Source organism: Citromicrobium bathyomarinum (genome assembly GCF_021021475.1).
GTDB lineage: Bacteria > Pseudomonadota > Alphaproteobacteria > Sphingomonadales > Sphingomonadaceae > Alteriqipengyuania > Alteriqipengyuania bathyomarina.
The window spans coordinates 894,399-917,095 of the sequence record NZ_JAINWL010000001.1; the positions used below are offsets into that span (position 1 = coordinate 894,399).

Here is a 22,697-nt window from a genome sequence, read left to right on the forward strand (position 1 = left end):
GAAGGAACACCGCGCCGATCATTGCAGAGCGGGTCGCATTAGCAAAGCCGCCGGGGCCAGCGGGCGGTTGCGAAACCGCAGGCAATCCTACACGTATAGGACTAGATGAAGCAGCGCTCCCTCGCCAGAAACCGCCTTCGCCGCCTCAGCTGGCTGCGGTTCGTGCTTCAGCTTGCCACCGTCGCCGGGGTTTACCTTGGCGTCTCGGTCGCAGTGCCCTTCGCCTTTCTGCTGGGGAGCGGCGGGGACGCGCAGAATTTCGTGATGACCAATCCCATGCTGCTGTCCAGCGCAGTGCTCAGCATGCTCGCCGCGCTGATCGTGGCGCGCGCCTGGCTGGCATCCGACGGTTGCCTGCGCCACGCGTGGAGCATCCGCCCGCCGGTCAATCCGCGGCGCACGCTGGGGCTGGCGGCGCTGGGCCTGGGAGGCATCGTCGCGCTGTTCGGACTGGGCGGGATGGCGATCGATGCGCTGGACCTGCCCAAGGTCGACATTTCGATGATCACCGATCTGGCAACGGCCGGCCCGGTCAGCTTCGCGCTGTGGATCGTGCTGGTCGCGTGGTTTGCCGCAGGTTTCGGCGAAGAACTGCTCTATCGCGGGTTCCTGATGGACCGGCTGATGCGACTGCGCGGAATGCGTGGTGCGAAGTGGCCCGCCGCGATCATCCAGGCCGCGATCTTCGGGCTGGCGCATCTCTATCAGGGGCTTGGCGGAGTGCTGGTGACCGCGACGGTCGGGCTGTTCCTCGCCTGGCTGCGGATCGCCAATCGCGGCAATCTGTGGGCCTGCATCCTCGCCCACGCGGCAGTCGACACGCTGATGCTCAGCCTTGCCTACAGCGAGAGCCTGGGCTGGCTGACCTAGGCAGGCGGCTGTTCCGATCGCGCCCGCTCGATCTCGTGGGGCGGGAGCTTCATGCCCTTGGTGCGGCTCGTCAGGTGAAACTGGCGGCACAATTCGCACCTGTAGGCGCGCAGCCTGAACGGTGCATCGCGAGCGGCCAGTTCGGCTGCCTCGCGGCTCGCGTATCGCTTCTTGCGATTGCAGATGCCTGGTCGTGTTCGCACTTCGGCGGCGCATATACTGCGATTCGACCGATCGCCCCACCCTGTTCGTGGCAAAGCGTTGGAAACAAGATCGAAGCCTGCGGGCAGCCTGGCACTTCCCCGCGATTGGCGCGCATGGTAGCGCAATCATGCCGCAGCGGGGGAGAGCGCGAAGCGATGAAAAGCTGGCATCTGATTATGTTTGCGCTCGCCGCGGTGGCGTCGGCCTGCGCCGCCACCGCCGAGTCCTTGCCGCGCTTCGAGGAAGGGACGGCGCGCCCTTCGCTGCTGGTCGATGGCGAGCCGTTCGTGATGCTCGGCGCGCAGCCCAACAATTCGTCGAACTATCCCGCCGTGCTCGACGAGGTCTGGCCGGCAGTCGAGCGGATCGAGGCCAACACGCTGCTGATGCCGGTGGCGTGGGAGCAGGTCGAGCCCACCGAGCGCCGCTTCGACTTCTCCTTCGTCGACACGCTGCTCGATCAGGCACGAGCGCGCGACATCCGGCTGGTGCTGCTGTGGTACGGGACGTGGAAGAACACCGGCCCCTCCTACGTGCCCGCATGGGTCAAGCGCGACACGGCGCGTTTCCAGCGCATGCGCAAACCCGACGGGTCGGCGCATGTCGTGCTGAGCCCGCATGGCGAGGCGACGATGCTGGCCGACGCGCGCGCCTTCGCCGCGCTGATGCGGCATCTCGCGCAGGTCGATCCGCAGCACACGGTGGTGATGATGCAGGTCGAGAACGAGAGCGGCAGCTGGGGCCTCGACCGGGATCGGTCGCCGGAGGCGGAGGCGCTGTTCGCGGGGCCGATACCGCAGGAGCTCGCGGACGGTCTGGGCATCGCAAGACGGAGCTGGAGCGGAGCCTTCGGCCCGCGCGCGGCGCAGTTCTTCAACAGCTGGTACGTCGCGCGCTATGTCGACGCGGTCGCAGCCGCAGGGCAGGCGCAGAAGAACCTGCCGATGTACGTCAACGCCGCGCTGGGCAATGCGTTCACCGACGAGGGGGGCGATGTCGGGCCTTCGGGCGGGCCCAACTGGAACGCGCTGCCGATCTGGCGGATCGCCGCGCCGCATATTTCCGCTTTCGCGCCCGACATCTATTCGCGCGATCCCAAGGCGGTGGAGACCTATCTCGATCGCTATGCCGCGTCCGGCCCGCTGATGGTGCCCGAGATAGGCAATACCGCCGAATACGCGCGGCTTATCTGGCCCGCGATGGGGCGCGGCGCGGTGATGTTTTCGCCCTTCGGGATCGATGACACCGGCTATTCCAACTATCCGCTGGGCGCGAAGGAGCTGGATGAGGACACGCTGGAAGCCTTTGCCGCGCCCTATCGCCTGTTCGGCCAGATGTCGCGTGAGTGGGCGCGGATCGCTCGCGACAAGCCACTATGGGGCACCGCGAAGGGAGAGAATGGTGCCGACCAGACACGCATGATGGGCCGCTGGCAGCTGACCGCGCAATATGGCCGCTGGGCGTTCGGCGAAGACGACTGGACCTGGATCGCGCGCGACCCGCATCCGCTCGCCGATGTGCCAACCGGCGGGATCGTCGTGGCGCAACTGGCCGACGACGTGTTTCTGGTGGGCGGGCAGAACGTCAAGCTGCGGATGGCCCTCGCCCAGCCCGGTGCAGGCCAGCAAGGCGCGATCATCGAGGCGCAGGAAGGCCGCTTCGTCGACGGCAAATGGGTCATGCACCGCCGCTGGAACGGCGACCAGATCGACTACGGATTCAATTTCGGCACTGAGCCTGTGTGGCTGCGGATCGAGATGGGCGTGCTTGAATAGCGGTCGGGGGCTGCCTAGTCCGACAATTCGCGGTATGCCTTGCTGGCTGCATCCTGCAATGCGGTCACCGGCGCATTGGCGCGCAGGCGATACAGCCCCGTCAGGTAGCTGCGGTCGAAGTCGGTCAGCTCTTCGGGTGCTACGTCGGGGGCGTCGAATAGCGAGAGGATCGTCTGCTCGCCAATTCCGCCCGCATCTTCGCCCTCTGCGTCGCGTGTGGTCGCAACCAGCCGCATGGTGGCGTAATCGGCCAGCTGGTCTATGGTCTTGCCGGGCAACTCGCGGTTGTCGATCACCACCACCGCCCCGGCGATATCTTCGCGGATCGGCTGGTTGGTGCGCCCGGTTTGGCCCTGATCGTTGACGATCACTTCCTTCTTTTCTGGAGGGATGCCGACCTCGATGATCATTTTCTTCAGCGGTTTGCCGTCCGCGCCGCGCAAATCGGTGGTCTGCCAAGCATAGGCTGCGGCTTCACGCTGTGTCAGGTCGCGCTTTTGGGAATTGGAGTAGCCGGTAAACAGCCAAGGCTGTTCCTTTATCATCTCTCGCACTGCTTTGCGCGCGTCCGGTGCGAAGACGACTAGTGCGTTGGGCCGACACTCTGGATCATCGTCGACCGGGATATCCGCAGCGACAAGGTTCGCGCCGATACGTTGCCGGATCAGCGACTTGTAGTCGTCGCGCAACCCCACCGTTGCGAGACAGACCGGCACTTGAAACCGTGGTAGCGGGCGGCTGAAATGCCGCCGCTCGGTAATCTTGCGAGTGATCGCGCGAACGGTGCGCTCCATCTCCTCACGGTCGCCCGTGACGACGATATCCGGAGGAGATTCGGCTGGCTCCACTGCGCTCTGCGGTGCGTCATCCTGCCCGCTAACGAGTGCGGCCGCAAAAAACAGACCATGCAAAAGACCGGTGACCATCGGCACTACCTCCGTGGCCTCCAGCCTATGCAGCTGCTTTTAGCGAAGCAAGCCTACTTGACCAGTTCGACCTGTTCGAAGTCGAGTTCGACCGGGGTCGCACGGCCGAAGATCGAGACCGAGACCTTGACCTTCGACTTGTCGAAATCGAGTTCCTCGACCACGCCGTTGAAGCTGGCGAAGGGCCCGTCGAGCACCTTGACCTGATCGCCGATCTCGTAATCGATCGAAACCTGCTGCTTGGGTGCGGCCTTCGCCTCTTCCACCCCGCCGAAATAGCGTGCGGCCTCTTTCTCGGAAATCGCCTGCGGCTTGTTGCCCGCGCCGAGGAAGCCGGTGACCTTGGGCGTGTTCTTCACCAGGTGATAGATATCGTCGGTCATGTTCAGCTTGGCCAGCACGTAGCCGGGCATGAACTTGCGTTCGACCTGAACCTTCTTGCCGCGCTTGAGCTCGGTCACGGTCTCGGTCGGGACTTCGACCTCTTCGACCCCTTCGGAAAGGCCGAGGCGCTCAGCCTCGGAGATGATCGCGTCGCGAACCTTGTTCTCGAAACCGGAATAGGCGTGAATGATGTACCAGCGTGCCATTGATTGTCTGCGGGCCTCAGGCGAGCGTGAGAAGGAAGCGGACGACGGCGCCGAAGAGCGTATCGATACCGAGGAAGAAGAGCGAAAGGATCAGCACCAGGATGCTGACGAAGATCGCGGTCTGGACCGTCTCCTGACGGGTCGGCCAGACGACCTTGCTCGTCTCGGCCTTGACCTGATTGAAGAATTCGCCGGGAGATGTCCTGCGCTTCTTCGTTTGGGCTTTGCTTTCGGCCATGTCCGCCGTTTCCACCTGATGAGTGTCGAACCAGAATTTCGCGTCTCTTCCGGGAAGCCGGGATCGCCTTCATGATCGGCTGATCGTGAGGGCGGGTCTGCGGCTTCGATGTCGAGAGACCCGGTCGCATCTAGGCCCGCTTACGAGCAAACGCAAGCACCGGGGAAAATGCGTTGCGCTGCCCGGCACGCGGTTATAGCCTCCCGCGCTTCAAGGGACGCATCAGGGGGAAATTCGAATATGGCTGCGGATCCGCAGATGACGCTGGACGAGCGACTGCTCGGCCCGGTGACCAATGTCGCAGATTTTATCTGGGGCGGAACCTGGGACGGGGTAGAGGTGCTGCCCTTCCCGCCGCTCGCGATCGTGCTGCTGGGCGCAGGCCTGTGGTTCATGATCGGCCTCAGGTTCTATCCGATCACCAACCTGGGATCGGCGGTGAAAAACCTGTTCGCTGGCCGCAAGAAAGGCGGCGCGGGCGAAATTTCACCATTCGCCGCGCTCTCCACCGCGCTTTCCGGTCAGGTCGGCACGGGCAACCTTGCCGGCGTCGCGACCGCGATCGCGCTGGGCGGGCCGGGCGCGATCTTCTGGATGTGGGTCACCGCGCTGTTCGGCATGGCGCTGGCCTTTGCCGAGGGCGCGCTGGCGATCCGCTATCGCGAAACCACCAGTGAGGGCACCTATCGCGGCGGCCCGATGAGCTACATTATGATGGGCCTTGGCCCCAAGTGGACCTGGCTCGCGGTGTTCTTCTGCATCGGCACGCTGATCAGCGGCCTCGTCACCGGCAACGCGATCCAGGCGAACGCGGTCGCCGACGGCTTGAACGAACTGTTCGGCATTCAGGAATGGCTCGGCGGGCTGATCGTCGCGATTCTGGTCTTCATCGTCATCATCGGCGGGATCAAGTCGATCGGCCGCGTCGCCGAAAGCGTCGTTCCGATCATGGCGCTGGCCTATATCGTGATGGCCATCATCGCGATCATCCTGAACATTCAGGACATCCCGGAAACCTTCAGCCGCATCTTCGGCGGCGCGTTCAACGTGCAGTCGGCGAGCGGCGGGTTCGTCGGCGCCGCGGTGATCCTCGCGATCCGCGCAGGCGTGGCGCGCGGTCTGTTCTCGAACGAGGCAGGCCAGGGCTCGACCCCGATCGCGCACGCGGTGGCACAGACCGATGATCCGGAGTTCCAGGGCCGCATGGCGATGCTGGGCACCTTCATCGACACGATCGTGATCTGCACCATGACCGCGCTGGTGATCCTGACGGTGGAAGGCAACTTCACCCACGCCGGCCAGCCAGTGCTGCATGCGTGGCAGGCCGACCTCGACGGGTTCGCGGTGACCAGCGGCGCGTTCGCCGCCGCCTTCCCCTTCGCGATCGGCAGCATTCCACTGGGCACGCTGGTCGCCAGCCTCGCACTGCTGCTGTTCGTGTTCACCACGCTGCTGACCTGGAGCTATTACGGCGAGCGGGCGATCACCTTCCTCTACGATCGCATTCCCGGATCGACACTGGGCGGGGAGAAGATCCTCCACATGATCTGGCGAGTGCTGTGGTGCGTGGGCATCTTCATCGGTGCGAGCCGCGAGAGCGACCTGATCTGGCGCATGGGCGACATCGCCAACGCGCTGATGGTGCTGCCCAACCTGCTCGGCCTCCTGCTGCTCTCGGGCGTGGTCTTTGCGCTGGCCCGCGGCAACCGGACGGCGGGCAAGGACTTCCACGCGGACACGCCGGAAGAGCCCGAGGAATATTAGGGCAGCTACACCCCAAGCAACGAAAAGGGCCGGAGCGCACATAGCGCCCCGGCCCTTTTCATTCGGGTTGTCGCGGTTGTCAGACCGCGCCGAAAAGCCGTTCCCAGAAGGTCGGCTGGTGCATCGGCTGGATCTTGCCGTACTTCATCATCCGCATCGTTGCGTCGGTGTGCGGCTGAGGGGTGGTCCAGCTGTCCGGACGGCTGCTACGAAAAGGCATGCTCGACATTGGTCAACTCCTGATTGGGGCACCGAAGTGCATCATGCCGCGAAAAATGCACGCCTCGTGAGTCCCGTTCCCGAGATTCCTGTGGGAACAAAAGGGAGCGATCGCGAACCACGCTCAAGCCCAGCGATTCCGCAGGGTTCCCCGCCCACTGCAATTTTTCGGATGTGTGGCAATCCGGGCGCAATGCCCGATCCGGTTACCAGGTCCCGGTGTTTTCCATCGACGCCCACGGCTCTTGCGGGGGCAGCGATTCGCCCTTCTGGAGCAGCTCGATCGAGATTCCGTCGGGCGATCGGATGAAGGCCATGTGCCCGTCGCGCGGGGGGCGGTTGATCGTCACCCCGGCGGAGCGCAACCGCTCGCAGGTAGCGTAGATATCGTCCACCCGGTAGGCGAGATGGCCGAAATTGCGGCCGCCGCTGTATTGTTCCGGGTCCCAGTTATAGGTCAGCTCGACCGTCGGCGCCTTGTGCTCACGCGCGCGTTCCTCGTCGCCGGGAGCGGCCAGGAACACCAGCGTGAAACGACCCGCCTCCACTTCCGTACGCGCAACCTCGACCAGGCCGAGCTTGCCACAGAAGAAATCGAGCGATTCGTCGAGATCGCTCACCCGGATCATCGTGTGGAGGTATTCCATCGTCGCGATTCCCCGCTTGGCTGACGGTAGAGAAGGGAATGGCAGGGGCGAAGGGACTCGAACCCATGACCCTCGGTTTTGGAGACCGATGCTCTACCAACTGAGCTACACCCCTGCAGGCGGATGCGCGCTCTAGGGCGCAGGCGACGGATTGGCAAGCACCTTGCGCGTCCAGTGTATTATCTCGCGCATCTTATGGCATGCGATGGCCTGTGCTAGAATAACAGGTGACCATGCTGCCGATCGTCCCCCCTCCGGTCCTGCTCTCCGCCTACGCCCAGGGCCTGTTCCCGATGGCGGAAAGCCGCCGCGATCAGGATATCTTCTGGGTCGAACCGCGCGAGCGCGCGATCATCCCGATCGGCGGCTTCCACTGCTCCCGCTCGCTCGCCCGCACGATCCGGCGCGATGTCTTCACCATCACCGTCGATTCGGATTTCGCGGGCACGATCGTCGAATGCGCCGCCCCGCGCGCGGATGCGGAGGACACCTGGATCAGTGGACGGATCGCGGCGAGTTACCAGCGGCTGCACGAGGTCGGGCACGCGCACTCGATCGAGTGCCGTCAGAATGGCGAGCTGGTCGGCGGGGTCTACGGAGTCGCATTCGACCGGGTGTTCTGCGGCGAAAGCATGTTCAGCCGCCGCACCAACGCGTCCAAGGTCGCGCTCGGCTGGCTGCTGGCGCTGCTGGAGCGCGCCGGATGCGAGCTGTTCGACTGCCAGTTCATGACCGGCCATCTCGCCTCGCTCGGCGCGATCCCGATCCCGCAGTCCGAATATCTGGAACGGCTCCACGCCGCACACGGGCCGCAGCGGCTGAGCCTGCCGCAGGCGCTCGCCGAAGTGCAGGCCGAGGCGGCTCAGTCTTCCTCTTCGCCCGGGAAGCTCATTGCGCAGCTTTTGACCCAGACATCGTAGATCGGGTGTTCGACCACGTTGAGGCTGGGCGAATTGCGGAACAGCCAGCCCGAGAACACCTTGTTCCAGCTCCGCTCCGTCTCCGCGCCGCGCCGCTCGCGCACGAAGACCTGCACGAAGGCGCCTTCGTCCTGCGGTAGCTCCCACGGGGCGGTCTTCTCGCAGGCGCGCAGGCGAATCACCACATCGCCCACCCGAGTCGCCTCACCCGGCTTCATCTCGAAGTCGCGGCTGACATTGTTGCGCTTGTTGAGCAGGCCAATCGTCGCCACCCGCTCTGCCATCGGGGTGCCGATATCCTCGCCGTCAGGCCGGCTGGTCGCGGTGCCGCCCTTGGCCAGCTCTTCGGGAACCTCGGTCTCGATCGGGGTGGGATCGGGCGTTTCGGAGTTGCACGCCGCCAGGGTCAACACGGACAGCGGCAGTGCAGCCAGCAGCAGGGAAACAGGCCTGCGCACGGTCATTACTCGCCCGGAGTCCACGCCTCGTAATCGCCGGTCGCACGCGCGCGCCGACCGCCGCGTTCCAACGCGCCGCTGGGCAGGTAGGCCTGCGCCGATCCGGTGGCGTTGGGGGAATAGTCCGCTTCCCAGATGCGCGGCGGGGGCAAATGGCTCTCGGGCACATCCTCGCCCGCGCCGTGCAGCCAGCCGTGCCATTCCGCGGGCACGCGACTGGCATCGTTGGCGCCATCGTAGATCACCCAGCGCCGCTCGGTGCCGGTGTACGACCCTGCGGTGGGCGTATGCTTGCGCTTCGCCTTGGCGCGATAATATTTGTTGCCGAACGCGTCGGTGCCGACGTGTTCGCCATTGCGCGAGGTAAACAGCGCGGTGCCGATGGTCGCGCCATCCCACCAGGTGAAGATCTTGCCGAGGATGTTCATTGCGGTTGGCGGACTAGCGCAAGCCCGGTGCCGGGCCAAGCCGCTTTCACACGCGGCCTGCACTCGGGTCTGTACTGGGGCCTGTACTCGGCCCGGCCACTCGCCCCTACCACTCTACCGCGTCGCCCGGCCCGATCCCCAGCTCCGCCGCGCGTCCGCCGGGAATCTCCAGCACGGCGGAGGTCGGCCCCAACGCGCTGACGCTGTCGAGCGAATAGGGCGTCGTCTCGGCGGCGATGTTGATGATCTTGCGGTCCTGCCCGATAAAAATGATGTCCAGCGGGAGCGGGGTGTTCTTCATCCAGAAGCTGGCGACATCGCCCTGACGCGGGAAAATCATCGCCTCGTCGGGCCCCAGCTGGGTGCGGAACATCAGCCCGCGGGCCTGCTCCTCCTGCGTTGCCGCGACTTCGGCAGCGAAGCGATGCTCACCCTTGCCAGTCGAAATGGTGACCGGAACGATTTCCAGTCCCGACTCAGGATGGACCGTCTGCTCCGCCGCCGCGCTCGCGCCGGACGCCTGCGAATCGGTGGCGGTCTGCGGCGAACAGGCTGCCATCAGCAGCATCGCCGCCCCGCTCAGTACCCAGCGTCCGATGCCCATTCCTCTGCCTCTTGTTCGCTCGCGGCGTCGATCAGCGCCCGCGCAGTGTCGAAATCATGGCCCGCGCGCACCAGGGCGGCAAGCTGCTTCTCGCGCCCCTTGGGATCGCTCGGGCGCTCCCCGAACGGGCCCAGCCGCCGTCTGCGGGCGAAGGCCAGCGCAGCCGCACGGCCCTCCGCCTCGCTCGGCTCCACGCCTTCCAGCGACTCGGTGTCGACCCCGGCGTGGTGCAGCGCCTGGCTCACCCGCCGCGCGCCATAGCCTCGCCTGAGCAGGTCGCGCGTGCGCACTTCTGCAAAAACCTCGTCGTTGACGTAACCCAGCTCGACCAGCCGGGCGACCAGTTCGTCAAGATCGGGTTCATCATCCCCCGCCCATCCCCGCTCGCGCAACTTGCGTTGCAGATAATGCTTGAGTCGGGCCGCAGTGGTCGCGTAGCGGCCTGCATAGCCAAGCGCGAGATCGCGCAGCGAAGTGCCGTCCAAAGGCGGCACAGGCTTTCGCTGGCGTCGCGAAGTCTGGTGGGGTTCGCCCATGGGACATAATGATGCCACACTCCTTGAGGATTGGAACCGCCCTCATGAAGGGATTGATGAAAGTTAATGCTGGCACGACCGCCCCAGACCACGCGCATTCGCGCCAGATCTCTTCACGGTTCGGATAACGGGTGACGATAACCCCTATGCTCAAAGAACAACTGGCTCCCACGCCCAATGATTGCGCGCTGCCGCGCCGTCGTGCCGATTTCGCCACCTTCAGCGAGGCTATCGATTACGCGGCGCGCAGCGAGAAGGGCCTCAACTTCCACGACATGCGCGGCACGCTGGAGCGGGCCTATACCTACCGCGAAATGCGCGCCGACGCGCTGGAGATGGCGCAGCGGCTGGTCGCATCGGGGATCGAGCCGCAGGATCGCGTCGCGCTGATCGCGGAAACCTCGCCCGAATTCGCCGCGCTCTTCTGCGCCTGCATCTATGCCGGGGCCTGGCCCGTGCCACTGCCCCTGCCGACCGGCTTCGGCGGCAAGGACGGCTATATCGATCAGCTGGTGGTCCAGCTGCAAAGTTCCGACCCCAAGATCCTGATCTATCCGCCCGAAATCGACGAGATGGCGAAGGCCGCGGCGGACCGTCAGGGGTGCGAGGGGATCGACTGGGACAGCTTCGCAACCCGCGACAAGGCGGATGCCGAGCTGCCGCAGGTGAACCCGGAAGACATCTGCTACCTGCAGTATTCCTCCGGCTCGACCCGCTTCCCCACCGGGGTCGCGGTGACGCACAAGGCGCTGCTGCACAATCTCTACGGCCATTCGAGCGCGATGGACCTTGGCACCAATGATCGCGTGGTCAGCTGGCTGCCGTGGTATCACGACATGGGGCTGGTCGGCTGTTTCCTCAGCGTGATCGCCAACCAGGTCTCGATCGACTATCTCAAGACCGAGCATTTCGCGCGCCGTCCGCTCGCCTGGCTCGATCTGATCAGCCGCAACCAAGGCAACACGCTCTCCTATTCGCCGACCTTCGGTTACGACATCTGCGCGCGCCGCATTTCCAGCCAGAGCAGCGTGGCCGACCGGTTCGACCTGTCGCGCTGGCGCACCGCCGGCAACGGCGCGGACATGATCCGGCCCGACGTGATGCAGAACTTCGTCAACGCCTTTGCCGATGCGGGCTTCAGGGCATCCGCCTTCACCCCGAGCTACGGTCTGGCCGAGGCGACGCTGGCGGTCACCGTGATGCCGCCGGGCGAAGGCATCCGGGTCGAGCTGGTCGAGGAAGAGCGCCTTTCTGGCGCGCGCCGCAATCTCAACCGGCCCGCCCGCTATCGCGCGATCGTCAATTGCGGCAAGCCGTTGCCCGACATGGAGGTCGAAATCCGTGGCGAGGGCGACGAGATCAAGTCCGACCACCAGATCGGCAAGGTCTGGTGCCGTGGCCCCAGCATCATGCATTCCTACTTCCGCAATCAGGAAGCGACCGAGGAATGCCTGATCCCGAGCGATGACGGCAAGGGCTCATGGCTCGACACCGGCGACATGGGCTACATGGCCGACGGCTACCTGTTCATCGTCGGCCGGGCGAAGGACATGATCATCATCAACGGCAAGAACCACTGGCCGCAGGATATCGAGTGGGCGGTGGAACAGCTCCCCGGCTTCAACCACGGCGACATCGCGGCCTTCTCTGTCGAGCGTGAGGATGGCGAGGAGGCACCAGCCGTGCTGGTCCACTGCCGCATCTCCGACCCCGAGGAACGCCGCGTACTGCGCGAGCGGATTCGCGAGAAGGTACAATCGGTCACCGGGATGCAGTGCCTGGTCGAACTGGTGCCGCCGCGCACCCTGCCGCGCACCTCGTCGGGCAAGCTCAGCCGCGCGAAGGCGAAGCGGCTGTACCTCTCCGGCGAAATCCAGCCCTACAGCCTGGCGGCCTGAGCCCTAATCGGGCGGATCATTCCGGAAGCAGCCATTCGGGCTGCACGCCGCCGGTTTCGTCGCCGCCCACCGCGTCGACCGGCTCTATCCCGGCCTCGACCAGCGCCTGCCGCACGCTCGCGACCTGCGCTTGCGGCCCGCGCAGGCGCAGCGGGATGCCGATCCTGCGCTGCGCCCAGATCGTCAGGGCGATCGCGCGGCGACCGGCGGCATCGGGCTCTGCGTCCTCGTTGAAGGTAATCTGGGGCAGAGCGCGCAGCGGCGGGACGATGCGGATGTCCCACTCGGGCTGATTCGCCGCGACCCTGCGTTCCAGTTCCCGATAGGCACCCAGCGTCGCCCCTTCGAGCGGCTGCGCGGTTACCAGCGCGCGACGTCGCTGGAGATCGATGGTGATGTCATCCACCGGCACGCCGGCGAGGATCGAGAGCCGCTGCGCAATGGTATCGGCCTGCTGCCTCGCATCCTGCTGGCGCTCGCTCGCCTCGCGCAGCTGGAGCCGCTGCGCCTCGACCGCGTCGGCGCTTTCGACCTGCATGATCTGCACGCTCACCGGACGCCCCAGAGCCTCTTCCAGCTCCGCCCGCGCGCGGTCCTCCACCTGTGCGGTGCGGAACAGCGTGTCGGTATAGACCTGCGCGGTGACCTCGATCGAATCGTCGAGGAAGCGCACGGTCGGGTCGACGCTCTGCGCCTTGCCCTCGAAGGTATCGAAGAGGCCGTCGCGGATCGTGCGCTCCGCCTGCGCCTCCCAGCCGATCTGGTACAGCGACAGGCCCAGCGGCACGGCCAGTGCCACGAACGCCGCGAAGATCAGGAAGGCCTGAAACCGGCTCTGCTTCTCTGTCAGCCGGGTGCTGAAGCCATACCCGCGGGCCATAGCCGTGGCGGTCAGCGCAATCGCGGTCAGGTTGGTGACGAACAGCAGCAGCGCGCCGAAGAAGACCGTCGAATTGAGCGTCGCCAGACCATAGCCGACCGCCGCCAGCGGCGGCATCAACGCGGTCGCGATCGCCACGCCGACAATCGTCCCCTCGCGCCCCCGGATCACCGCGTAGGCGCCCGCGATTGCGGAGAAGATCGCGACCATCAGGTCGAACAGGTTGGGCTGGGTGCGCGAGGCGATCTCCTCCGTCACCACCTGGATCGGCGAGAAGACCACGATCAAGGCGCAGAACAGGATCGCGATCACGGTGCCCAGCACCAGCGAGCGCACGGCCCGGCCCAGCCACCTGAAATCCCCCACCGCAAGCGCGAAGCCGACCCCCATGATGGGGTCCATCAGCGGCGCGATCAGCATCGCCCCGATGACCACCGCAGGCGAGGACAGCAGCATGCCGAGGATCGCGATGCCGGCCGACATGCAGACCATCAGGACATAGCGTCCGGTCAGCTCGCACTCCGCGCGCCGTTTCTCGATCACCGCCTGCTGGTCGACCGTGCCTGCGACCTCGATCGTCCACCAGCGGTTGAAGGCCTTGGCCACGTAGTCGATCCCGATACGACGTTTGCCGGTCGAATTATCCGCGACAGACTGGTCCGTCGTCTGCGAAGGAGAACTGGTGGGCGATTGCATATGTGCGCCATATCGCGGAAAACGCGCCCGGCCAAAGCTTGAAACGCGTGTCTTGCGCGACTAATACAGTCATTGAAGCAGAAGGATTTTTGACCTCTCATGGCGACCCAGAGCGACACCGCAACCGCGACCGAGCTGAACCTCACCCCGCCCGAGCCGATCCCCACCGTGGATGTGGAGAAGGCGGTTGGACTGGTGCCGGTCGACGAAGGCAAGAAGACCGAGCTGGATTCCAAGGTCGACAGCTTCGTCGCCGATCTGATCGCGCATGACACCCGCTCGCCCGAGTTCAGCAAGCGGGTCGACGAGATTTCCAACATGGGTCGCAAGGAAATCGCGGCGGCGTCTTCGATGTCGAACCGCTTCCTCGACCGGCCGGTTCGCGCGATGGACCGCGACCAGGGCGTGGGCGCGAACCTCGCCGAACTGCGCGTCACCGTGGAAGAGCTCGATCCCGCGCGCCGGGGCAAGAGCGGCATTCTGTCGAAGCTGCCCTGGGGCAACAGCCTGAAGGGCTATTTCCGCAGCTACCAGAGCGCGCAGAGCCACATCCAGGCGATCCTCGACAAGCTGCATTCGGGCCGCACCGAATTGCAGAAGGACAACGCCGCGATCGATGTCGAGCGACAGCACCTGTGGGAAGCCATGGGCAAGCTTGAGCAGATGATCCACATCTCCAAGACACTCGACGAACGGCTGGAGGACAAGGCCAACGAACTCGACGCGACCGACCCGGAAAAGGCCAAGGCGATCCGGGAAACCGCGCTGTTCTACGTCCGCCAGCGCACGCAGGACCTGCTGACGCAGATGGCGGTGAGCGTGCAGGGCTACCTCGCGCTCGATCTGGTCAAGAAGAACAATGTGGAGCTGGTGAAGGGCGTCGATCGCGCCAGCACCACCACCGTCAGCGCGCTGCGCACGGCGGTGACCGTGGCCGAAGCGATGACCAACCAGCGGCTGGTGCTGAAACAGATCACCGCGCTGAACGACACCACGGCGGGCATCATCGATTCGACCGGCAAGCTGCTGCGCGAACAGACCGGCAAGATCCACGAACAGGCCGCCGCGAGCACGATCCCGATGCAGACTCTGCAGAACGCCTTCCAGAACATCTACGCGACGATGGACGAGGTCGACACCTTCAAGCTGAAGGCGCTCGACACGATGAAGCAGACGGTCACCACGCTTTCGAGCGAGGTCGAAAAGTCGAAGGAATATATCGCCCGCGCGGAAAGCCAGGCCCAGGCCCAGGCGCAGCTCGATGCATCCGAAGACGCGCTGCTCAAGCTGGAGGGCTAGGTGAACGACCTGACCCGCGACAGCGAGCGCCTGCTCAGCGACAGCCGCCAGCTGCTGATCGACAACCGGGTCGGCGGGCGCCACCGCCGGGTGACTGCGATCGGGCGCGAATCGGCGCAGGTGCGCAACCGGCATCGGCTGAAGAAGCTGCGCAACATCGTCATCGCGGCGGCGGCGATTCTCGCCTTTGCGACCATCGCCGGGATCGTGATCGACGGGATCGGCTTTGTCGGCATCGTCCTCACTTTCTTCGCACTGGTCGCGGCGGCGGGCATCTTCTCGGTCTTTCCGCGCATCTCGATCCCGCAGGCCGGCGACCTCAACAAAGGGACACCGCGCCAGATGGTCGCCCGGACGGAGCTGTGGCTGGAATCGCAGCGCGCCGCCCTGCCCGCGCCCGCCGTGGCGCTGGTCGACGATCTGGGCGTGAAGCTCGACCTGCTCGGCCAGCAGCTGGAAACCGCCCCCGCCAGCCACGATTCGATCCGCGACATCCGGGAGCTGGTGGGCGAGACGCTGCCCGAAATGGTCCAGTCCTACACCCGCGTGCCCGCAGCCATGCGGAAGGAGGACCACGCCGGGGCGACCGCCGACGAGCGGCTGGTCGAAGGCCTCGCCAAGATCAGCGGCGAGATCGATTCGATCAACCGCAAGATCGCGGACGGCGCGCTCGACGATCTCGCCGTGCAGCATCGCTATCTCGGCTATCGCTACGGCGAGGGACCGGCGGCGGCTGAAGGCTCCAGCGAAGAGGCACCCCGCTGATGCGCGTCCCGATCAAGCACGACCTGCCCAAGGAAGAGGTCCGCCGTCGCCTGCGCGAGCGCATGCCCGAACTGCCCCAGCACATGCCCGGCGGCGCAGCGGAGATGACCAGCGCAGGGCCAAGCGAGGACTGCATGAAAATGTCGGTCGCCGCGATGGGCCAGACCGTGCACATCGCGATCGAGATCGAGGAAAAGCAGGTCGTAGTCGCGCTCGATCTGCCGCCGATGCTGTCCTTCTTCAAACCCCTGATCGCCGCCGCAGTGACCGAAAAGGGTACAAAACTGCTCTCCGGCCCAAAGTCCTGACTTGATAATGGTTATACTGGGAACTTACCCCTTCCCTCGTGTATAGAAGAACTTATCGCGCCTTGTGGCTGGTGGCACAGGCTCAGTTTTGGACGGGAAGAGGAACGCGCGAATGACTGCCAGGTGCGGCACGGCACCCGCGCTGCGCGCTCGGCTCCGCGCAGCCACACAACACGATCACCAGGTACTGGACGATGCACTCGGTCGGCTCGAACTCGCCGATCGGCACGATTACGCCTGCTTCCTGCGGGTGCAATCGCGCGCGCGAATCGGCGTCGAAAACTGGCTGGCACGCTGTTGCCCGCCGGAATGGCTGCCACCTGTGCAGACCGGCCTGATCGAGGCCGATCTTGCCGCACTTGGCAGTGCCGGGAGCGACGCGCTCGATGAGGACGTCCCCGCCTTCGTCCACGCCAACGAAGGCCCGGTCGCGTGGCTCGGCGCGGCATGGGTGCTGGCAGGCTCCTCGCTCGGCAACCGGATGATGGAACGCGAGCTGACCGGCCGCGCGCCCGAAGGCTGGCCGATGCAGTTCCTGCGCGATGAAACGATGCCCGCTTTTTTCAAGGCGCTGCGTCCGCTGCTCGCCTCCGACGAGATTAACCCGGGCGCGGAACGCACCGCGCGCGCCGTGTTCGCCCATTTCTCCCGCGAAGCCGATCGCCAGCTTGTGGCGATCGCTGCATGAGTGCGGTCGAAACCGAGGTCGATCTGACCAGCTGCGACCGCGAACCGATCCACCAGCTTGGCCATATCCAGTCATTCGGCGCGATGCTGGTCGTCTCGTCGGACAATTTCATTGCGCACCATTCCGCGAATGCTGCCGAATTCCTCGGTCTGGAGGCGATTGCGCGGGGGGATTCGCTGGACTCCATTCTGCCCGAACTGACGCTGGAGACCATTCGGGACGCGGCGAAGTGGCTGGTCGAACCGGACGATACCGAGCGGGTCTTCTCGATTGCGGTTCTGGGAAGCGGGCGCGACCGGTTCGATTGCTCGATCCACCGCACTGCCGGGCTCCTGGTGCTCGAATTCGAGCGACACGATACGGCGAGCTTCGGCAATCACGTCGCCTCGATCCGGCCGATGGTGAACAGGCTCGAAGGCATCGACGGAGTCGAGAATATCTGCCAGGCCGCTGCGAAGCGGCTCAAGGCGCTGCTCGAATTCGACCGGGTCATGGTCTACCGTTTCCACCCGGACGGTTCGGGCGAGGTCATTGCCGAAGCACGCGAAAGTGCGGTCGATAGCTATTCGGGTCTGCGCTATCCCAAGAGCGACATTCCCCAGCAGGCACGCGCGCTCTACCTGCGCAACCGCCTGCGGATCATTGCCGATGTGAACGATACGCCGGTTCCGGTAGTGCCGGGGCAGCGGCTCGATGGCGATCCGATCGACCTCAGCCTCTCGACCCTGCGCTCGGTCTCGCCGATCCATATCGAATATCTGCGCAATATGGGCGTACGCGCCTCGCTCTCGATCTCGATCATCGTGCGCGGACGGCTGTGGGGCCTGTTTGCCTGCCACCACTACCAGCCTCGCGCGCTTGCCTTTTCCAGCCGGACGGCGGCGGAGGTGTTCTCGCAGCTCTTTTCGCTGACGCTCGACCGGGCACTGCACGATAGCGGAGAGGCCCGGCGCGCGCTGGGGCAGAACCTGCACGAGCGGCTGATGACCCGGCTCGCCGCAGGGGCAAACTTGCGCGAAACACTCGAGCAGATCGGCCAGTCGATCGGCGATTCGATCCCGCACGACGGGGCGAGCATCTTTATCGACGGCGATTACCGGGCGAGCGGCCATGCCCCCTCGGAAGATGAGTTCCGCCAGATCCTGCCCGCTCTGAACAGCGGGCCGGCCGGGCGCATCCTTGCACGAACCGATCTCGCAAGCGCGATTCCCGAGGCGCGGGCCTTTGCGTCGCGGGCGGCGGGCGCGCTGATCATTCCGGTCTCGCGCCAGGCCCGGGATTATTTCATCCTCTGGCGGCGCGAATTGACACAGGTGGTGACCTGGGCGGGAAATCCGGACAAGGCAGTCGAACGCACGGCCGAGGGCGAACGCCTCGTCCCGCGCAAGAGCTTCGCTGCATGGCAGCAGACGGTCGAGGGGCGCAGCGCCGACTGGACCCAGGCGGAGCTGGATCTGGCCGAAACGCTGCGGATCACCCTGCTGGAGGTAATCCTGCGGCTGACTGATGCCGCCGCGCAGGAACGCAAGCGCGCGGGCGAACAGCAGGATCTTTTGATCGCCGAGCTCAACCACCGGGTGCGCAACATCCTCAATCTCATCCGCGGGCTGGTCAACCAGTCGCGCCACGAGACGGGCGATGCAGCGACGCTGACCACGCTGATCGGCGGGCGGATTGGCGCGCTGGCAGCGGCACACGACAACCTCACCCGCGACAACTGGGGTCCAACCTCGCTCAAGAAGCTGATCGCGGACGAGGCCGACGCCTATCTCGGTGCCAAGACCACCCGGCTGGAGGTCGAGGGGCGCGACGTGCTGATCGTGCCGCAGGCCTACACCGTGCTGGCGCTGGTGCTGCACGAGATGATTACCAACTCGGCCAAGTACGGCAGCCTGTCGGACCAGTCGGGCGATCTGCTGATCTCGCTGGAGCGCAACGAGGCAGGCGACCTGCTGCTGGGCTGGCAGGAACGCGGCGGGCCACCGGTACGCGCGCCCGAGCGGCGCGGGTTCGGCACCACCATCATCGAGAAGTCGATCCCGCATGAATTGCAGGGCGAGACCGAGGTCGATTTCGCGCTGGGCGGCCTCAGGGCGCGCTTCATCGTGCCTGCACGCTTCGTCGAAGAAACAGACAAGGATCATGTGGTGAGCGACCTGAAAGACCACGCCGATGCGAGTGCGGGCTCAGAACCTGCGACCGATCTGCCGCAGCGGGTCCTGCTGATCGAGGACAACATGATCATCGCGCTCGATACCGAAGAGATGCTGCGCGAGCTCGGCGTGCCCGAGGTGCTCGTGTCGGGCAGCGTGACCCAGGCGCTCCGGGCGATCGAGAAGGAGGTGCCCGATTTCGCGGTGCTCGATTTCAACCTCGGCGAGGAGTCGAGCGAGCCGGTCGCGCGCGAGCTTGCGCGCAGGGGTGTCCCGTTCGTCCTCGCAACCGGATACAGCGCCAAGGAAGTGCGGTTCGAGGAACTGGGTGCCCGGGCGATCCTGAAGAAGCCCTACGACAAGTCCGATCTGGCGAAGGCGCTGACCATGGGCGCGTAGCAGCGCCGGTCAGCTCCCCCGGCGCTCGAAATAGCGTTGCTGATAGAGGAAGCGCGAGGGCACGGGACTGCCCGCAGCGTCGCGCGCGGGTTCGAAGCGGATCTGCGTCGCCGACAGCTCGCACACCTTGGCGTCGGTTTCGGGAAAGCCGCTGCTGCGCGTTACGCGGCAATCGGTCACCCGCCCCTGTGCGGATACCTCCAGCGCGACGATCGTGCGCGTACCGACCCGCGCGGCACGCCCGCCGGGCGGAATTCCGAAGGCGGAGACGTCGCTGATCCAGCGGGTCAGCACCGGCTGGGTGACTACGCCGCCCCCACCACCGCCCTGCCCGTTCCCGCCCGCGCCGGTTCCGCTGCCCTCTCCGGATGCACCAGTGCCCTCGCCCGCGTCTGCCGCGCCGGAGCGGTTGGCATCGCCGGTAGAGGCGGCGCGCGGGGCCGGGTTGCGGCTGGGGAGCGGGATCGGCGGCTCTGGTGCGGCAACCTCGCGCGGTTTCGCACGCTCGCCAGGATCGCCTTGCGCACCGGCGGCATCCTCTGGCGGGCCCGCAGCCTGTGCCGCGGCGGCAGGCTGGGTGGGTGTCGGGCTGGGTGAGGGGCGCGGCGGGGTGAGGTCGAACGCGGCAAAGCCGGCGTCCTGATCCAGCGGGATCAGGTCGGGGGCGAACGCGCGGATCAGCCCATAGAGCACTGCGGCATGCAGCAGAACGATGCCGCCCAGCACCGGCAGGCTGGGTCGCGCCCTGTCTTCCGAAAATCCCCGTGCGGTGTCCATGTCCTGTGAAACTCCGCGCGCGCGGCGCGGGTTCCACGGGGCCACGGTCTCCCAAAAACGAAGAACGGCGACCTCCCGCTGTGGGAGGCCGCCGCTTTTCAAATCGAACGTTGCCGTTCGCGTGTCTGGATCAGAAGCCCCAGATCAGCGAGGCGGTGATCGCCCGCGGCGGGCCGATGTTCACGAACGCGCCGCTGGTGGTCAGGCCGGTCGAAGCCGAACCGACATACACTTCGTCGAGCAGGTTGGTGACGTTCACCTGGAAATAGGCCTTCTCCAGATCTTCGCTGAAGGTGCCCAGAGGCAGGCGAACATCGAGATCGGCCACGGTGTAACCCGGCAGCGTGATCGTGTTGATATCGTTCAGGAAACGATCGCCGGTGCGCTTGACCTGGACACCGATTTCAACCGGGCCCAGGTTACCCTGCACACGCGCGCCGATGGTGTATTCCGGAATGCCCGCTTCACGCTTGCCGGCGGTCGGAGCGAAGGAAGTCGCACCGGTCTGCACGTCGTCCTTGATGTCGGAGGCGACATAGGAACCCCAGACATACAGCGACAGCGCACGGATCGGCTGCCACGCGATGCTGCCGTCCACACCGTACTTGTCGACCTGACCCAGGTTGCGGGTGATGGTCCGGTCGAGGATCGGATCATAGGCCGACTTCAGACGGTCCTGGTAGCGGCTGAACCAGCCCGAAAGCTGCGCCTGGACGGTGCGGGTCTGATAGCGAACGCCCAGATCGAACGCGTCCGAGGTTTCCGGAGCCGGCGCAACGCCGACGTAGAGCGAACCGTACAGGTCATCCGTGCCGGGAACCGAGAGGTTCTTGGCGTAGCTGGCGAAGACGCTGGCTTCCGGGGTGAAGTTGTAGGTCAGCCCGACGTTCGGGAGCAGCTTGTTGTAGTCGTACTTGACCGAGGTCGGTGCGACGGCGTTGGGGTTCGCAGCCAGATAGGCGGTGATGTTCGCATCGCCGTTGATGCAGTTCACGTTGCCCGAGGCATCGGTGGTCACGCAGTACTGGTTGAGGTCGCGGGTGAAGAACGGCGCACGGACACCGACCTGGGCGACCAGATCGCCGAACTCGCCGCGATATTCCGCCGAAGCCTGATGCAGCGTCGCGAACGACTTGCGGTTACGCTTCTGCGGAGCAATCCCGCTGCTGTCGAGCAGCGGATCGTCGATCGGGAACACGCTCACGGGTTCGCCATTGGTCAGCAGCGAACCGGAGGTGCCGGTCTGACGGTGACGCGCACGGTCGAACGTGTAGGCGAGACGGATGCGCTGACCTTCGGCGATGTCGTAGATCAGGTTGGCGATCACGCCATAGCGGTTGGTCTGCGTGTTGCTGGGCGAGCCGATCGTGACGTAATCCAGCGTGTCGCCGTCGCCGTTCAGGTCGGTACCACCGAAGTAGTAGTACTGGGTCGAACGGGTGCTGCGCTGCGGGTTGCGCGGATCGGTGCGGAAGATGCCGCCGGTGAAGCCGTCGGGCGAGAAGCCTTCGAAGCCGATCGAGGTGCCGCCGCCATTGGCCTTCACGTACTGGAAGCTCGGGTCGACGGTCAGCGTCAGGTTGTCACTGAGCGTGAAGCGCGAGTTCAGGCGGATGTTGGCAGTGTTCGACGGGTTGTAACGACGCTCGAACGGGGTGCCGCAGCTGTTGTACTCGTCCTGGACGCCCGGGGTGGCCGGGGCCAGCGTGCAGGGCGTGCCGTCGGACAGCTCGTAGAAACGGTCTTCGGGATCAACGATGGCGTAACCGTCGGCACCGCTGAACCGCGCGGGCGAGCCGTTGAAGTTGTTGCGGTTGATATTGTAGTGGCCGGCGAGCGAGATGAAGTCGCCGTTCACGCCGATCGGCTGGAAGATCTTGGCGTTGTACTGCTGCTTGTCGACGCCGCCGTAGTTCGAGAACACCGAGTCGTTCTCGGTCCGCGAAGCGGTGACGTAGGCGCGCAGGCCGCCCGAGGTGATGTTGCCGGTTTCGAGCTTGGCGAAGCCGCGATACATCATGCGGTCGCCCGGGTTACCGCGCGCGATGATGTTGCCGTAGGTGATGCTGGTCATCACGCCGAACTCTTCGTCCGGGTTCTTCGAGCGGATGTTGATCGTGCCGCCGGCGGCCGATGCGGTCGGGCTGTCGACGTCGGTCGAGCCGAGCGTGACGGTCGCGTACTCGATGATTTCCGGATCGAGCATCTGGTTGGTGTAGAGCGCGTAGTTGCCCGAGTCGTTCAGCGGAATGCCGTCGAACGTCTGCGAGATACGGTCGGACGAGAACCCGCGGATGGTGAAGCTGCCACCGAGCGAACCGAACGGGTCGTTGTTGGTGAAGCTGACGCCGGGGACGAGGTTCAGCGTGTCGTTGATCGTCTGGCCGGGAGTCTGACGACGGATCAGTTCCGAGTCGACCTGGACCTTGGCCTTGGGCGAATCGGGAATGTCGATGCCGGCGACGTCGGTCGAACGGGCGCCGCTGACGATGATGACGTTTTCATCATCGAAGTCGACCGAGCCGGTCGACTGGGCATAGGCCGGGGCCGAGGCCGCGGCGGTGAGGCCGACAACACTGGTTGCCAGCAAATACTTGAGCTTCATGGAAGGTTCCTTTGAGGACGCTCTGGACGGGAATCGCAAATGCTACGGGC

The 22,697-nt window shown here is 65.3% G+C and carries 22 protein-coding genes and 1 tRNA gene; 10 read left to right on the forward strand and 13 right to left on the reverse strand.

Annotated elements, in window-relative coordinates:
- The first annotated feature begins 105 nt into the window (after positions 1-105).
- Positions 106-870 carry a CPBP family intramembrane glutamic endopeptidase gene (locus tag K7H93_RS04565; RefSeq protein WP_230782681.1) on the forward strand — a complete coding sequence of 255 codons (765 nt, stop codon included), beginning with the start codon at positions 106-108 and terminating at the stop codon, positions 868-870.
- Between the two features lie 359 nt (positions 871-1,229).
- A complete protein-coding gene (locus K7H93_RS04575; protein WP_230782683.1) occupies positions 1,230-2,849 on the forward strand; it encodes a DUF5597 domain-containing protein in 1,620 nt (539 codons plus the stop codon).
- Between the two features lie 14 nt (positions 2,850-2,863).
- Here K7H93_RS04575 and K7H93_RS04580 read toward each other — a convergent pair whose 3' ends face one another.
- The 3 genes from K7H93_RS04580 to secE form a co-directional block, all read right to left on the reverse strand.
- Positions 2,864-3,697 (reverse strand): hypothetical protein, encoded by an 834-nt coding sequence (locus tag K7H93_RS04580; RefSeq protein WP_230782684.1) that lies wholly within the window; start codon positions 3,695-3,697, stop codon positions 2,864-2,866.
- A gap of 131 nt (positions 3,698-3,828) precedes the next feature.
- On the reverse strand, positions 3,829-4,365 hold the full coding sequence (nusG, locus tag K7H93_RS04585) for a transcription termination/antitermination protein NusG (protein ID WP_010234081.1): 537 nt from the start codon (positions 4,363-4,365) through the stop codon (positions 3,829-3,831).
- A gap of 16 nt (positions 4,366-4,381) precedes the next feature.
- The gene (gene secE, locus K7H93_RS04590) at positions 4,382-4,603 is read right to left on the reverse strand and encodes a preprotein translocase subunit SecE (protein WP_029140223.1); all 222 of its coding nucleotides are present in this window, start codon (positions 4,601-4,603) and stop codon (positions 4,382-4,384) included.
- A 240-nt stretch (positions 4,604-4,843) separates the two neighbouring features.
- Here secE and K7H93_RS04595 point away from each other — a divergent pair, with 240 nt between their 5' ends.
- The gene (locus K7H93_RS04595; protein WP_010234076.1) at positions 4,844-6,367 is read left to right on the forward strand and encodes an alanine/glycine:cation symporter family protein; all 1,524 of its coding nucleotides are present in this window, start codon (positions 4,844-4,846) and stop codon (positions 6,365-6,367) included.
- 79 nt (positions 6,368-6,446) lie between these two features.
- On the opposite strand, the gene K7H93_RS04600 is transcribed toward K7H93_RS04595, so the two are convergent.
- The 3 genes from K7H93_RS04600 to K7H93_RS04610 all read right to left on the reverse strand — a co-directional run bounded on the left by K7H93_RS04600 (position 6,447) and on the right by K7H93_RS04610 (position 7,348).
- Complete coding sequence (locus K7H93_RS04600) at positions 6,447-6,596, reverse strand: hypothetical protein (protein WP_222824722.1); 150 nt, start codon at positions 6,594-6,596, stop codon at positions 6,447-6,449.
- Between the two features lie 196 nt (positions 6,597-6,792).
- Positions 6,793-7,233: a VOC family protein gene (locus K7H93_RS04605; RefSeq protein WP_230782685.1), complete on the reverse strand. Its 441-nt coding sequence runs from the start codon at positions 7,231-7,233 to the stop codon at positions 6,793-6,795.
- Between the two features lie 39 nt (positions 7,234-7,272).
- A tRNA-Trp gene (locus tag K7H93_RS04610) sits at positions 7,273-7,348 on the reverse strand.
- 118 nt (positions 7,349-7,466) lie between these two features.
- Between K7H93_RS04610 and aat the strand changes: the two genes are divergently transcribed.
- Positions 7,467-8,153, forward strand: a complete 687-nt coding sequence (gene aat / locus K7H93_RS04615; protein WP_230782686.1) for a leucyl/phenylalanyl-tRNA--protein transferase — start codon at positions 7,467-7,469, stop codon at positions 8,151-8,153.
- Here aat and K7H93_RS04620 read toward each other — a convergent pair.
- The 4 genes from K7H93_RS04620 to K7H93_RS04635 all read right to left on the reverse strand — a co-directional run bounded on the left by K7H93_RS04620 (position 8,096) and on the right by K7H93_RS04635 (position 10,128).
- Entirely contained in the window at positions 8,096-8,617 is a 522-nt protein-coding gene (locus tag K7H93_RS04620; RefSeq protein WP_230782687.1) for a DUF2155 domain-containing protein, read from the reverse strand. The genes aat and K7H93_RS04620 overlap by 58 nt on opposite strands.
- Positions 8,617-9,039 carry an NADH:ubiquinone oxidoreductase subunit NDUFA12 gene (locus K7H93_RS04625; RefSeq protein WP_010234062.1) on the reverse strand — a complete coding sequence of 141 codons (423 nt, stop codon included), beginning with the start codon at positions 9,037-9,039 and terminating at the stop codon, positions 8,617-8,619. The genes K7H93_RS04620 and K7H93_RS04625 overlap by 1 nt, the downstream gene beginning before the upstream one ends.
- Positions 9,040-9,145: 106 nt before the next feature.
- Complete coding sequence (locus K7H93_RS04630; protein ID WP_230782688.1) at positions 9,146-9,643, reverse strand: DUF192 domain-containing protein; 498 nt, start codon at positions 9,641-9,643, stop codon at positions 9,146-9,148.
- Positions 9,619-10,128: a regulatory protein RecX gene (locus tag K7H93_RS04635; protein ID WP_230782689.1), complete on the reverse strand. Its 510-nt coding sequence runs from the start codon at positions 10,126-10,128 to the stop codon at positions 9,619-9,621. Before K7H93_RS04635 ends, K7H93_RS04630 begins: the two co-directional genes overlap by 25 nt.
- Positions 10,129-10,325: 197 nt before the next feature.
- On the opposite strand from K7H93_RS04635, the gene K7H93_RS04640 reads away from it, so the two are divergent.
- Positions 10,326-12,077 carry a fatty acyl-AMP ligase gene (locus K7H93_RS04640; protein WP_230782690.1) on the forward strand — a complete coding sequence of 584 codons (1,752 nt, stop codon included), beginning with the start codon at positions 10,326-10,328 and terminating at the stop codon, positions 12,075-12,077.
- Between the two features lie 16 nt (positions 12,078-12,093).
- On the opposite strand, the gene K7H93_RS04645 is transcribed toward K7H93_RS04640, so the two are convergent.
- Entirely contained in the window at positions 12,094-13,653 is a 1,560-nt protein-coding gene (locus tag K7H93_RS04645; RefSeq protein WP_230782691.1) for a TIGR00341 family protein, read from the reverse strand.
- 99 nt (positions 13,654-13,752) lie between these two features.
- Here K7H93_RS04645 and K7H93_RS04650 point away from each other — a divergent pair, with 99 nt between their 5' ends.
- From K7H93_RS04650 to K7H93_RS04670, 5 genes are all read left to right on the forward strand, one after another.
- Positions 13,753-14,952, forward strand: coding sequence for a toxic anion resistance protein (locus K7H93_RS04650; protein ID WP_010234049.1), 1,200 nt, complete (start codon positions 13,753-13,755; stop codon positions 14,950-14,952).
- A complete protein-coding gene (locus tag K7H93_RS04655) occupies positions 14,953-15,717 on the forward strand; it encodes a hypothetical protein (protein ID WP_230782692.1) in 765 nt (254 codons plus the stop codon).
- Entirely contained in the window at positions 15,717-16,025 is a 309-nt protein-coding gene (locus K7H93_RS04660) for a polyhydroxyalkanoic acid system family protein (protein ID WP_230782693.1), read from the forward strand. The genes K7H93_RS04655 and K7H93_RS04660 overlap by 1 nt, the downstream gene beginning before the upstream one ends.
- Positions 16,026-16,137: 112 nt before the next feature.
- Entirely contained in the window at positions 16,138-16,713 is a 576-nt protein-coding gene (locus tag K7H93_RS04665) for a biliverdin-producing heme oxygenase (RefSeq protein ID WP_230782694.1), read from the forward strand.
- Positions 16,710-19,265 carry an HWE histidine kinase domain-containing protein gene (locus K7H93_RS04670; protein ID WP_230782695.1) on the forward strand — a complete coding sequence of 852 codons (2,556 nt, stop codon included), beginning with the start codon at positions 16,710-16,712 and terminating at the stop codon, positions 19,263-19,265. The genes K7H93_RS04665 and K7H93_RS04670 overlap by 4 nt, the downstream gene beginning before the upstream one ends.
- Before the next feature lie 9 nt (positions 19,266-19,274).
- Here the strand turns inward: K7H93_RS04670 and K7H93_RS04675 are convergent, their stop codons facing one another.
- Together K7H93_RS04675 and K7H93_RS04680 are read right to left on the reverse strand one after the other, a co-directional pair.
- Positions 19,275-20,042, reverse strand: coding sequence for an energy transducer TonB (locus K7H93_RS04675; protein WP_230782696.1), 768 nt, complete (start codon positions 20,040-20,042; stop codon positions 19,275-19,277).
- Positions 20,043-20,172: 130 nt separating this feature from the next.
- Complete coding sequence (locus tag K7H93_RS04680) at positions 20,173-22,647, reverse strand: TonB-dependent receptor (RefSeq protein ID WP_230782697.1); 2,475 nt, start codon at positions 22,645-22,647, stop codon at positions 20,173-20,175.
- Between the last annotated feature and the right edge of the window lie 50 nt (positions 22,648-22,697).